This is a genomic window from Pectobacterium polaris (genome assembly GCF_002307355.1).
Classification (GTDB): Bacteria; Pseudomonadota; Gammaproteobacteria; order Enterobacterales; family Enterobacteriaceae; genus Pectobacterium; species Pectobacterium polare.
Genome location: NZ_CP017481.1, coordinates 2,581,366 through 2,594,498, shown reverse-complemented (window position 1 = coordinate 2,594,498; position 13,133 = coordinate 2,581,366). Strand labels below are relative to the sequence as shown.

The 13,133-nt window shown below is 56.5% G+C and carries 10 protein-coding genes; 8 read left to right on the top strand and 2 right to left on the bottom strand.

All coding sequences use genetic code 11. From position 1 onward, the window contains the following. Positions 1–20: 20 nt before the first annotated feature. Positions 21–980, bottom strand: coding sequence for a YbgA family protein (locus BJJ97_RS11705; RefSeq protein ID WP_095698875.1), 960 nt, complete (start codon positions 978–980; stop codon positions 21–23). A gap of 409 nt (positions 981–1,389) precedes the next feature. Between BJJ97_RS11705 and BJJ97_RS11700 the strand changes: the two genes are divergently transcribed. The 3 genes from BJJ97_RS11700 to BJJ97_RS11690 all read left to right on the top strand — a co-directional run bounded on the left by BJJ97_RS11700 (position 1,390) and on the right by BJJ97_RS11690 (position 4,827). Beyond that, positions 1,390–2,082: an ABC transporter ATP-binding protein gene (locus BJJ97_RS11700; protein WP_095994028.1), complete on the top strand. Its 693-nt coding sequence runs from the start codon at positions 1,390–1,392 to the stop codon at positions 2,080–2,082. A gap of 16 nt (positions 2,083–2,098) precedes the next feature. After that, positions 2,099–3,079 (top strand): ABC transporter substrate-binding protein, encoded by a 981-nt coding sequence (locus tag BJJ97_RS11695; RefSeq protein ID WP_095698873.1) that lies wholly within the window; start codon positions 2,099–2,101, stop codon positions 3,077–3,079. 92 nt (positions 3,080–3,171) lie between these two features. Beyond that, complete coding sequence (locus BJJ97_RS11690; RefSeq protein ID WP_095994027.1) at positions 3,172–4,827, top strand: ABC transporter permease; 1,656 nt, start codon at positions 3,172–3,174, stop codon at positions 4,825–4,827. Between the two features lie 153 nt (positions 4,828–4,980). Here BJJ97_RS11690 and BJJ97_RS11685 read toward each other — a convergent pair whose 3' ends face one another. Next, positions 4,981–5,187, bottom strand: a complete 207-nt coding sequence (locus BJJ97_RS11685; protein WP_010299142.1) for a YbfA family protein — start codon at positions 5,185–5,187, stop codon at positions 4,981–4,983. 421 nt (positions 5,188–5,608) lie between these two features. Here BJJ97_RS11685 and kdpF point away from each other — a divergent pair, with 421 nt between their 5' ends. From kdpF to kdpD, 5 genes are all read left to right on the top strand, one after another. Then, positions 5,609–5,698 carry a K(+)-transporting ATPase subunit F gene (kdpF, locus tag BJJ97_RS11680; RefSeq protein WP_039290783.1) on the top strand — a complete coding sequence of 30 codons (90 nt, stop codon included), beginning with the start codon at positions 5,609–5,611 and terminating at the stop codon, positions 5,696–5,698. Continuing rightward, entirely contained in the window at positions 5,698–7,386 is a 1,689-nt protein-coding gene (gene kdpA, locus BJJ97_RS11675) for a potassium-transporting ATPase subunit KdpA (protein ID WP_095994026.1), read from the top strand. Before kdpF ends, kdpA begins: the two co-directional genes overlap by 1 nt. Positions 7,387–7,401: 15 nt before the next feature. After that, positions 7,402–9,546, top strand: coding sequence for a potassium-transporting ATPase subunit KdpB (kdpB, locus tag BJJ97_RS11670; protein ID WP_095994025.1), 2,145 nt, complete (start codon positions 7,402–7,404; stop codon positions 9,544–9,546). A gap of 19 nt (positions 9,547–9,565) precedes the next feature. Further along, complete coding sequence (gene kdpC, locus BJJ97_RS11665; protein ID WP_095994024.1) at positions 9,566–10,141, top strand: potassium-transporting ATPase subunit KdpC; 576 nt, start codon at positions 9,566–9,568, stop codon at positions 10,139–10,141. A 226-nt stretch (positions 10,142–10,367) separates the two neighbouring features. Further along, complete coding sequence (gene kdpD, locus BJJ97_RS11660) at positions 10,368–13,130, top strand: two-component system sensor histidine kinase KdpD (protein WP_095994023.1); 2,763 nt, start codon at positions 10,368–10,370, stop codon at positions 13,128–13,130. Positions 13,131–13,133: the final 3 nt, after the last annotated feature.

The window sequence follows — 13,133 nt, the reverse complement described above, 5'->3', positions numbered from 1 at the left end:
ACATTCCTCGGGCGGTCAAACTAGTGTCCGTAACGCAGGCGTAATGCCTCGGGGTACGGCTCAAAGTAACGCTGCTGAGCCAGATACGCATCGGGGTATTCCGCCATGTAATGTTTTAGCAACGTGATAGGTGCCAGTAGCGGCTGTAAGCCCTGTCGATAGCGATCGATGAGCTGCGCCAGTTCCTGTCGCTGCTGAGAATTGAGCTGGCGTCGGAAGTAGCCCTGTACGTGCATCAGCACATTGGTGTGATTGCGACGCGTCGCAGGCTTCGACAACAGTTTCATTAGCCGCTTCCGGTATTCAACGATGTAGTCTTCCAGCGATTCCCACTTATCGATCCCCGCAACAAACGGCCCCAGCTCGCGGTATTCCGGCTGGGAATGCGCCAGCAGCAGGAGTTTATAGCGGCTATGAAAGGCAATCAGCGCGCCACGGCTCAGCCCGTTTTGCCATAGCTGATTCAGCTCGTGTAACGCATAAACGCGCTCAATGAAATTTTCCCGCAGGCCGGGATCTTGCAGGCGTCCGTCTTCCTCAACCGGTAGCCAGGGCATTTGCCGCATCAGTTCCTGCGTAAACAGGCCGATACCACTTTTACGCGCATCCTTTTGCGCTTCATCGTAAACCTTCACACGCTCCATACCGCAGCTCGGCGATTTGGCACAAACGATATAACCGCATAAGTGCTGAAGCTGGCTGACTTTGTCAGCGGAAAACACCGTCATCTGCTGGGTAACATCCAGCGGCGAACCATTGCTGGCACGCATCGTGATATGGCTTTCCCCTTCTCGCACCAGCCTGAGTGCCGGACGCGGCACCGGTAAACCAATCGCCATTTCCGGGCAGACCGGTTCAAAACGAAAATAGGGTGCCAGTTGTTCAGCGGCAAACGTCAAACGCTTGTGTCCGCCATCAAATCGCACGGGATTACCGAGCAGACAGGCGCTGATACCAACAGGAATGAGTTCGAGCGTCATGATTTATCCTTACGCTTGTCATATATGGTTTGCCTTGATGGCATTCTGCAAACCCTCTGACCAGCATAGCGGATTTCACCACGATTCTGTGCAGTCGCAGCGAAGAATAAAGTAATAAATCATGAGATTGATGGATTATGTCGATCAAATAAGACGGTTTTCTCTGCGAGCGATATTGATATCCAAAACGTGCATCGCGGATATCGTTTCGTCTGTCATCAAATAGCCTTATTCCCCCACTACAATCCCCATTCCGATATAGAGTCCCAAAGAGGATACCCCATGTTTTTTCCCCTGCTTTACTGGCGGGACGCTTTGCTATGGCCTTTAACCAGGCAACCCCAAAGCGCTCGCCCGATCCACCGATATCAAAATGGATATCGCCTCCCGTTATTGCACGGAGGTGATGATGACCACCGCTGAACTCACCGCACCCGCCGCGATTGCGATCGACAAATTGTCCCACGCTTTTGCAGGCAAAACGGTTCTCGATTCCATCAGCCTCGATGTGCCAAAAGGCACCATTCTGGCCCTGCTGGGGCCTTCCGGCTGCGGCAAAAGCACGTTGCTAAAGCTGCTGGCCGGTTTGTTACAGCCGGACGCGGGCACCATTCATTTTGGCGATCGTCAGGTTGCTGGTCACCAGCTATCCCTGCCGCCTGAGCAGCGCAATCTGGGCATGGTCTTTCAGGACTACGCGCTTTGGCCACATATGACCGTTGCACAAAACGTCGGGTTCCCGCTGCTGATGAGGAAGGTTCCGCGCGATCTCTGCCGCCAACGCGTTGACGTCACGCTAGCGCGCGTCGGTCTGGCTGATTTTTCCGATCGCAAACCGGCCGATTTGTCTGGCGGCCAGCAACAGCGAGTCGCGCTGGCACGCGCCATCATCGCGGAACCGAACATCCTGCTCTTCGATGAACCGCTATCCAATCTCGACCGGGATCTACGTGAATCGCTTTGTCAGGAGATGGCATCGCTCTTGCGCCATCTTGGGACCACCGCCGTGTATGTCACCCACGACAGAGGCGAAGCCAACATATTGGCGCACCGTATTGTTCACATGTCGCAAGGCCACATTACTGATATCACCACTCTTTAACTTTGGGGAAAATGCAATGAAAAACACACTGTTTACCATGAATCAACGAGGCATCATTATGGGTATAGCTCTCTCATTAGCAGCGGTAGCAGGCAGCGCACAGGCCCTGACGCTGTACACCGCCGGACCGGGAGCACTGGCAAAGAAACTGGCAGCAGGTTATGAAAAGCAGACTGGCGTGAAAGTCGATGTTTTTCAGGCAACAACCGGTAAAGTCATGGCCAGACTGGAAGCCGAGCAGGCCAACCCACGTGCCGATGTCCTGATTTCCGCCTCCTGGGATACGGCGACAGATTTGCAGCAACGCGGCTGGCTGCTGGAATTTGATAGCCCGAATGCAGCCACCGTGCCTGCACAGTTCAAAACCCCTTTCTACGTGGCACAGGGCATTTCCGCGCTGGGCATTGTCTGGAACAGCAAGAGCGGCACGCCAGAACCCAAAGACTGGAACGACCTCACCAAACCTGAATTTAAAGATAAAGTCACCACGCCAGATCCCGCGCTGTCCGGTGCCTCGCTCGATCTGCTGATTGGTTTGCAAAATGCGGAAAAAGATAAAGCCTGGGAGATGTTCGATCGCTTAAAAGCCAACGGTATGATCATCGCAGGCCCGAACGCCCAGGCATTAACGCCGGTGCTGCAAGGCGCGAAAGCCGCCGTTTTTGGTGCCGTGGATTACGTTTCTTACGGCAGCATGGAGTCTGGCGAATCCATTAAAGTCATTTTCCCTTCCAGCGGCACCGTCATTGCCCCTCGCCCGATGATGATCCTGAAAAGCAGCAAAAACCAGCAGCAGGCCAAAGACTTCATCAACTATATGTTGTCGCCTGAAGGCCAGAAAGCCGTGGCGGAAGCCTGGCTGATGCCCGCACGTCAGGACATTGATGCCAAGCGTCCTTTGTTTAAGAGCCTGACATTACTGCCGGAAGGCGATAGCGCGTCAGCGTCCCGTGCTGCCATTCTCGATCGCTTTGCCACCTTATTTGGTCAGCGCTAAGCCTGTTCAGTCATGACAGCCCTCGGATAGTTCGAGTGGTATGACACGAGATAATGCCTTGCTGACGACCGTCAGCAAGGCTGGAGTATCAGATGAACAAGTTTGCTTTACTGCCACTGTTTACGGTGGCGGTACTTTTTACGCTGGTTGGCATTCCCGTATTGTTCGTTGCGCTACAGGCGATTTTCCCGAATTTGGGTTCAGGTTCCTTTGCGAACCCGTTCTCGGCCTTCGCGGACGTCTTCGCACAGGCGCGCTTGTTCGCGCTGTTGAAAAATACGCTGCTGCTTGGGCTGGGTGTTGCTCTGTGCTGTGCGGTCATTGCTATTCCACTCGGTGCGTTACGCGGGCTCTTTGCGCTCCCGCTGGCAAGATTTTGGGATTTACTGTTTCTCATTCCCTTCCTGATCCCACCGTATATTGCCGGGCTGTCGTGGATGCTGGCGCTACAGCCACGAGGCTACGCAGAACAGCTATTGCCCATTCAACTCGGTGAGGTTCTGTTTTCACTGCCCGGCATGATTGGTGTCATGACGCTGAATATTTTCCCAGTCGTCTATTTCGCCGTTTCGCGCAGTATGGCTGCAAGCGGAAACCGTCTGGCGGATGTCGCTCGCGTTCACGGTGCCAGCGGCTGGCAGGCCTTCTTGCGAGTCACGCTGCCATTGTCGCTGCCTGCGACAGCAGCCAGCCTGCTGCTTGCCTTCACGCTGGCTATCGAGGAATACGGCATACCTGCCGCACTGGGATCGCGTGCCGGTATTCAGGTCCTGACGACAAATATCGAGCAGCGTCTGGCGGACTGGCCGATCGATCTCTCCGGTTCCGCTGTGCTGTCTTTGCTGTTGGTCGCCATTGCGCTCTGCGCATTTACCCTACAGCGGGCGATTGTCGCCGGTAACAATGTGGAAACCACCACCGGCAAACCCGCCGCCATTGTCACTCGTCCATTAGGAATATGGCGCTGGCCGGTATTAGTGCTGTTTAGCACCGTCGGGCTGCTGGCCGTCGGGATTCCACTGGCGTCCATGCTGATTACCGCGTTTTCTGCCACCATCTCCAGCGAGATTTCCTGGCAAAATTTAACCTGGCAGCACTTCACTATGTTGGTTGATTACGAAAACGAAGCGTTACCCGCCTTGACGACCAGTCTGGGACTGGCGGTCGGCAGCGCGTTGCTGACGGGTACGGTCGGCTTTTTGGCATCGTGGTTTGTGGTCGCCAAGCGTATTCGGGGGGCAGCAGTGTTGGATGGACTATCGATGCTACCCGCCGCGCTGCCGGGAATCGTTGTCGGAGTGGGGTTGATACTCGCCTGGAACCAAAGCTTCTGGCCGATCACGCCCTATAACACCTGGGTGATTTTGCTGCTGTCATACAGTTGTCTGCTGCTGCCCTACCCTGTCCGCTATAGCAGTGCGGCATTGGCGCAAATCGGCAGTAATCTGGAGTCAGCGGCGCGTGTTCACGGCGCTAGCGCAATGGCGGCATTACGATTGATCGTTTTCCCGCTGGTCTTCCCCAGCCTGCTGGCAGCGATGATGCTGGTTTTTGCCGTCGCGTCGCGCGAGCTGGTGACGTCACTCCTGCTATCACCTGCGGGCGTGCAAACGGTGTCCATTTTCGTTTGGCGTCAGTTTGAGCAAGGTTCCGTCGGGGATGGGATGGCGATGGCAAGCGTTGCGGTATTTATCAGCTTATCGGTGATGTTGCTGGCATTACGATTTCATGCGCTAAAAACAAAATAAGCGCCAGATCCGTAGTGGAAATGACGCTTAATCAGTGCCGTTGAATGTTTCAAACTCATGGCGTCAGTATGCACAACGTACTGGCGTCACTGTTCACGACTACATTCACGACTACGCGCGCAGAGCGGTCAACGGTAACCTGGCGCGGTATTCTTAATAAAAATCGCAGGCGGCGGCTTCGGACTGCGCCATCCATACCGGCTTATCGCTGGTTTTCAGCCAGACGCGGTGTAAATAGCTGTAAAAACGTGCCCGATCGCGACGGAACAGCATCACCGGTAACGCCAGCACGCCGATGGCAACCACGGCAGCGCGACGCAGGAGAATACGGTGCAAGGGATAAGTAGTATAAAGCGACATAACGATCCTCCTCTGGGATAAGCGCCCTTGTTCAGCGGCGCTTTTCATAACGATAAAATAAGAACTGTGATATTGGTTAAAATTTTACCGCCTTTTCTGAAAGTTTACTACTCATCTGACCAGTAAAAGATGAAATAATCGCCAATTTTTTCATCATCACGTTATTAAGTTACAGCGACGTTAAAAATAAACCCACCATTAGTTAATTTATGGTTTTAGATTGGATCACTTTATTCCCTTTCCTCAGTACCCGCTTCTCGCCACCTACAGCTTTACTGACGCCATAACGCCCTTATAGCCTCCACCGCCGACTTTTCATCCCATTTTTATACTTTTTTTACGCCCGCATACGGGAAATTTGCACCTTCTTTTCCTGCGTTTTCCTACTCTGACGCTGTCTATTTTGTTCTGGAGGTGTGTTGTGACGCTTAGCATCGTCTTAGGCGGCCTACTCGTGCTGCTGTTACTGGCCTATCTGGTTTATGCCTTGTTGAAGGCGGAGGAATTCTGATGGCCGCTGACGCTTTTTTACTGATCTTTGGTCTGCTGCTTACCGTACTGATCGCCGCTCAGCCGCTGGGCAGCGGACTGGCCCGTCTGATTGAGGGCGAAACGGGTGTGTTCCTGCAAAAGTTTGAAGCGGGAACGGCGCGCCTTTTCGCTTTCGATACGACGGAGATGCGCTGGCAGCAGTATGCGGCGGCTATTCTGACGCTTAACCTGATCGGCATTGTCGTCTTGTTTGTCCTGTTAATGGCGCAGGGGGGTCTGCCGCTTAACCCAGAAAATATGCCGGGGTTGTCGTGGCATTTGGCGTTGAACACGGCAATCAGTTTTGTCACCAACACCAACTGGCAGGCTTACAGCGGTGAAAACACGCTGAGCTACCTGAGCCAGATGGTTGGCCTAACGGTACAAAACTTCCTGTCCGCCGCCAGCGGCATTGCGGTGGCTTTCGCGTTAATCCGCGCCTTCTCCCGCCGCTGTGTCGACACGCTGGGCAACGCGTGGCTCGATCTGTTTCGCATCACGCTGTATGTGCTGCTGCCGCTGTCTCTGCTGCTGGCGCTGTTTTTTGTCAGTCAGGGCGTGTTGCAGAACCTGCTGCCTTACCAACATCTGACCACGCTGGACGGCGCAGCCCAAACGCTGCCGATGGGGCCGGTTGCCTCACAGGAAGCGATTAAACTGCTGGGCACAAACGGTGGCGGCTTCTTTGGTGCCAACTCGGCGCACCCGTTTGAAAACCCGACCGCACTGAGCAACATCGTGCAAATGCTGGCGATCCTGTTGATCCCTACCGCGCTGTGCTTCGCCTTTGGTAAAGCCGTGAGCGACAAGCGTCAGGGCCATGCGCTGCTGTGGGCGATGGCGCTGATCTTTATCGTCGCCGCTGCCGTGGTGATGAAAATGGAGGTCAACGGTAACCCGCATCTGCTGGCATTAGGCGCGGACAGCGCCGCAAACCTGGAAGGTAAAGAGACGCGTTTTGGCGTTCTGACGTCCAGCCTGTATGCGGTTGTCACCACGGCCACCTCGACGGGCGCGGTGAATGCGATGCACGACTCCTTCACCGCCCTCGGCGGCATGGTTCCCATGTGGTTGATGCAGATTGGTGAAGTGGTGTTCGGCGGTGTCGGTTCTGGCCTGTACGGCATGCTGCTTTTCGTCCTTCTGACCGTCTTTATTGCTGGCCTGATGATTGGCCGCTCGCCGGAATATCTGGGCAAAAAGATCGAAGTCTATGAGATGAAGATGACGGCGCTGGCGATTCTGATTCCGCCCGCACTGGTGCTGCTCGGCACCGCGCTGGCGCTAAGCACAGAAGCCGGACGCAGCGGCATTCTGAACCCTGGCGCACATGGCTTTAGCGAAGTGCTCTATGCCGTGTCCTCCGCCGCGAACAACAACGGCAGCGCATTTGCCGGCCTGAGCGTCAACACGCCGTTCTATAACGTTCTGCTCGCTGTCGCCATGCTGCTGGGCCGCTTTGCCGTCATGATCCCCGTGCTGGCTATCGCCGGTTCGCTGGTCGTGAAAAAGCGCCAGCCGGAAAGCAAAGGCTCACTGTCCACTCGCAGTCCGCTGTTTATCGGCATGCTCATCGCCATCGTTCTGCTGATTGGCGCACTGACGTTTATCCCTGCACTGGCGTTAGGGCCAGTTGCTGAACATTTACAGTTCGGCCTGACTCACTAAGGCTGGAGACTTTTTATGACTCGTCACACGATGAATCATCAGGCAACACAGGAACCGACCTCTGCCCAGCAGAGCGAGGCTTCCCGCCACGTTGGCAAACGTAAACAGCAAGCGCTGTTTGATAGAACGTTAATCCGCTCAGCGCTGAAAGATGCGCTGAAGAAACTCGACCCGCGCATACAGTGGCGCAACCCAGTCATGTTTGTGGTGTATCTCGGCAGTATGCTGACGACCCTCGTCTGGCTGGCTATTCTGGCGGGTAAGACAGAAGGGAACGCCATGTTTACCGGACTGGTATCACTCTGGCTGTGGTTTACCGTGCTGTTCGCCAACATGGCCGAAGCGCTGGCAGAAGGTCGCAGTAAAGCGCAAGCGAACGCGCTGAAAGGCGTCAAAAAAACCAGTTGGGCTAACAAGCTCGCCGCGCCACATCACGATACCAGCTCGGAATCAGTGCCAGCCGACAGCCTGCGCAAGGGCGATATCGTGCTGGTGAGCGCGGGTGAGACCATTCCGTGCGACGGTGAGGTGCTGGAAGGCGGCGCGTCCGTCGATGAAAGCGCCATCACCGGGGAATCCGCACCAGTGATTCGCGAGTCCGGCGGCGATTTCGCCTCCGTCACTGGCGGCACGCACGTGTTGTCCGACTGGCTGGTGATTCAGTGCAGCGTCAATCCGGGCGAAACCTTCCTCGACCGAATGATTGCCATGGTCGAAGGGGCACAGCGTCGGAAAACGCCGAACGAAATCGCGCTGACCATTCTGCTGATTGAGCTGACACTTATCTTCCTGCTGGTGACGGCGACGCTCTACCCGTTCTCCTGGTTCGGCGTACAGGCGAATAACAGCGGCGATGTCGTCGGCGTGACCGTACTTGTCGCTCTGCTGGTCTGTCTGATCCCGACCACCATCGGTGGCCTGCTGTCGGCTATCGGCGTGGCTGGGATGAGCCGGATGCTGGGGGCTAACGTGATTGCCACCAGCGGACGCGCCGTCGAAGCGGCGGGCGATATTGACGTTCTGCTGCTGGATAAAACCGGCACCATTACGCTGGGCAACCGCCAGGCTTCCGCTTTCCTGCCCGCGCCGGGTGTGACCGAACAGGCACTGGCTGACGCCGCGCGTCTCGCGTCTCTGGCGGATGAAACGCCCGAAGGCCGCAGTATCGTGGTGCTGGCGAAGCAGCGCTTTAATCTGGCAGATCAGGATCTCAGCTCGCTGGACGCCACCTTTGTTCCTTTTACGGCTCAGACACGCATGAGCGGCGTCAATTTTGGTCAGCGCACCATTCGTAAAGGTGCCGTCGATGCTCTGCGCCGCTACATTGAAGCGAACAACGGCGACTTCCCGCATCAGGTCGAAGAAGCGGTCTCCAACGTCGCACGCAGCGGGGGGACGCCGCTGGTTGTTGCGGAAGGTAAGCGCGTGCTTGGCGTGGTGGAGCTGAAAGATATCGTGAAAAGCGGCATCAAAGAACGCTTTGCCGAGCTGCGCAGTATGGGGATCAAAACCGTGATGATCACCGGCGACAACCCGCTCACGGCAGCAGCGATTGCCGCAGAAGCTGGCGTCGATGATTTTCTGGCGGAAGCGACGCCAGAAACCAAGCTAGCGCTGATCCGCCAGTATCAGGCCGAAGGGCGGCTGGTGGCTATGACCGGTGACGGCACTAACGATGCGCCCGCGCTGGCGCAGGCCGATGTGGCGGTTGCCATGAACTCCGGCACGCAAGCAGCAAAGGAAGCGGGCAACATGGTTGATTTAGACTCCAATCCAACCAAGCTGATCGAAGTCGTACACATCGGTAAGCAGATGCTGATGACGCGCGGCTCGCTGACAACGTTCAGTATCGCCAACGACGTGGCGAAGTATTTCGCCATTATCCCGGCCGCTTTTGCCGCTACCTATCCGCAGCTCAATGCGCTCAATGTAATGCAGTTGCATTCCCCCACCTCGGCCATGCTGTCGGCGGTGATCTTCAATGCGCTGATTATCGTGTTTCTGATCCCGCTGGCGCTCAAAGGGATTCGCTATCAACCCATGAGCGCGGCGGCGCAGTTAAGCCGCAATCTGTGGATTTATGGTCTTGGCGGGCTGCTGGTGCCGTTCCTCGGTATCAAGCTGATTGATATGTTGCTGACTGGGCTGAATCTGGCTTAAGGACTGACGGGTATACGCTATGCGCTATTTACGTTCTTCATTGTTTTTATTCTTGTTATTACTGCTGTTGACCGGTCTGGCCTACCCGCTGCTGACAACAGTGCTGGCACAGTGGCTGTTCCCGACACAGGCAAACGGATCGCTTATTTACCGTGAGAATACCGCCGTGGGGTCATCCCTGATCGGGCAGGCGTTCAATCGAGCGGGCTATTTTCAAGGGCGCCCGTCCGCCACGTCAGATGCGCCTTATAACGCGCTGGCGTCCGGCGGTAGCAATCTGGCCGCCAGCAATCCGGTGCTGGACAAACAGATCGGTGAACGCGCCGCTCGCTGGCATCAGCTAGTTGGCAATCAGCAGCCAGTACCTGCTGAACTGTTGACGGCATCCGGCAGCGGGCTGGATCCGCAGATTTCCCCAGAAACCGCGCGCTATCAGGCGCTCTACATCGCGCAGGCCAGAGGAATGTCGCTCCAGCAGGTGCAGCAACTGATCGATCGCTTTACTGAGACGAGTAAACCCGCGTTCATTGGGCAGCCAGCGGTCAATGTCCTGCTGCTGAATCTGGCGCTGGATAAGGAAAAAGGCCTGCCTTAATCGACAGTGCGTTACTATTAATCATCATACCCGTCATACTTCAAGCTGCTTGTGCGTTGGCTGCCCTTACTCACCCCAGTCACTTACTTGTGTAAGCTCCTGGGGATTCGCGCGGTTGCCGCCTGCATGCAGCTCGAATTATTTAGGGTATAACGGGGAGCCAGACTCCCCGCCGTCTTTGCTGCGGCCTGACCACGGTTCAGGCCGCGCCAATAAGGGATAGAACATGATTGACGGTGAAGATCGTCGCCCGGATCCCGATAGCCTGCTGGCTCAGGTCGGTGCGCCACCGCGCGGCAAGCTGAAAATCTTTTTTGGTGCCTGCGCCGGTGTCGGGAAAACCTATGCCATGTTACAGGAAGCTCAGCGGCTGCGGGCACAGGGGCTGGATATTCTTGTCGGCGTGGTCGAAACTCACGGCCGTAGCGAGACCGCTGCGCTGCTGGAGGGGTTGCCGCTGCTGCCGCCCAAACATTTTCGCCACCACGGCCGCCATACTGTCGAATTCGATCTGGATGCGGCGCTGGCGCGCTGTCCGGCGCTGATTCTGATCGACGAACTGGCGCACAGTAACGTAAACGGCTCTCGCCACCCAAAACGCTGGCAGGACGTGCAGGAACTGCTCGATGCCGGTATCGACGTTTTTACGACAGTGAACGTTCAGCATCTGGAAAGCCTGAATGACGTGGTCGGCGGCGTCACGGGGATTCGGGTACGGGAAACCGTACCCGATCCGATATTCGATCAGGCCAGCGAAGTCATTCTGGTGGACTTGCCACCGGACGATCTGCGCCAGCGCCTGAATGAGGGCAAAGTCTATTTGCCGCTTCAGGCCGAGCGCGCCGTCGAGAACTTTTTCCGTAAAGGCAATTTGATCGCTCTGCGTGAACTGGCGCTGCGGCGCATGGCGGATCGGGTTGACGATCAAATGCGCGCCATGCGTGCCGGAAAAGGACGCGAGCAGGTCTGGCATACGCGCGATGCCATTCTGTTATGCATCGGCCACGGCACGGGCAATGAAAAATTGGTGCGAACGGCGGCACGACTGGCGGCACGGTTGGGCAGCGCCTGGCACGCCGTTTACGTTGAAACGCCACGTCTGCACCGCTTGCCCGAACCGCAGCGGCGCGCCATCTTACGGGCGCTCAAGCTGGCACAGGATTTAGGGGCAGAAACGGTTACGCTATCTGAACCCGACGAAGAGCTTGCCGTCCTGCGCTATGCGCGTGAGCACAACCTCGGTAAGATCGTTATTGGTCGCCACGTAGAGCAACGTTTCGGCTGGTGGTGGCGTACCCGCTTTGCCGAACGGCTCGGCAGGCTGGGGCCGGATCTCGATCTGGTCGTCGTGGCCGTGCAGGATGATGCGCCAGCCGCACCGATTAAAACGCCTGATGCGCGCGGGCTGGTAGAGAAATGGCGTATGCAGCTGTTTGGCTGCGGGCTCGCCACGCTGCTATGTGCCTTTATCACCCTGCTCGCGTCGTGGTCGCCGTTTGCCATGCTGGAGCCAGTCAATCTGGTGATGATTTATCTGCTGGCCGTGGTGATCGTCGCGCTCTTCTTTGGCCGCTGGCCGTCGGTATTCGCCGCCGTCATCAACGTCGCCAGTTTCGATCTCTTCTTTATTTTACCGCGCGGCACGTTTGCCGTGTCGGATGCACAATATCTGGTCACCTTTGCCGTGATGCTCGGCGTCGGCCTACTAGTCGGTAATCTGACCGCAGGCGTGCGCTATCAGGCCAGAGTCGCCCGCTATCGCGAGCAGCGCGTCCGCCATCTGTATGAGATGTCCAAGGCGCTGAACCGCAGCCTGTCCAGCGCCGATATTGTCGAAGCTAGCCAACATTTTCTCAGCACGACGTTTCAGGCCAGAATCGCGGTTCTGCTCGCCGATAGCCTGCATCATACGTCGCCTGAACTTGCGCAGCCTGCGCGAGACAGCCAGCAGCTGATTGTCGATCGGGCTATCGCCCGCTGGAGCTTCGATCATCGCGCGCCGGCCGGAGCGGGAACGTCCACCCTGCCCGGCGTGTCGTATCAGATCCTGCCGCTCGCCACCACGCAGCAAATCTTCGGTGTGTTGGCGATCGAACCCAATAACGCCCGCCAGTTGATGATCCCCGAACAGCAGCGCCTGCTGGAAACCTTTACCGTGCTGATCGCCAACGCGCTGGAGCGTCTGCATCTGATGCAAAGTACGGAAAATGCCCGGCTGGATGCCGAGCGCGAACAGTTGCGTAACTCGCTGCTTGCCGCGCTTTCACACGATCTCCGCACACCGCTGACCGTCCTTTTTGGTCAGGCAGAAATTCTGACGTTGAATCTGGCAAGCGAAGGGTCGCCTTATGCCCAGCAGGCCAACCAGATTCGCCAGCACATTTTAAACACCACGCGGCTGGTGAATAATCTGCTCGATATGGCGCGCATTCAGTCGGACGGTTTTAACCTGCGCAAAGAGTGGCAAACGCCGGAGGAACTCATCGGCAGTGCTCTGCAACAGTTGGAAAGCGCACTGGCGAAAAACACCATTCAGGTTAATCTACCTGATGAGATGGTTCTGGTTTATTGTGATGCGGGGCTGATGGAACGCGTGTTCATTAACCTGCTGGAGAATGCGCTGAAGTACGCCGGAGAGCAGGCCACCATCGCGATTTCGGCGAGCGTGATTCCCACAAGCCTTATTGCAGAGAACACAACCTCGCTGCCTGCTACGCAGGAAAACGTTTTGGAAATCATCGTGCAGGACAATGGTCCGGGGATTGAGCACGGCCAGGAAAGCATGATTTTTGATAAATTTTCCCGTGGTCACAAAGAGTCATCGATTCCCGGCGTGGGGCTGGGGCTGGCGATCTGTCGAGCAATTGTGGAAATTCACGGCGGCCGTATCTGGGCAACGAATGCGGAAAGCGGCGGTGCAGCTTTCCACTTCACGCTACCGTTATCGGCACCGCCGGATCTCGAACCGGAAGATATTGAGGAGCACTGAATC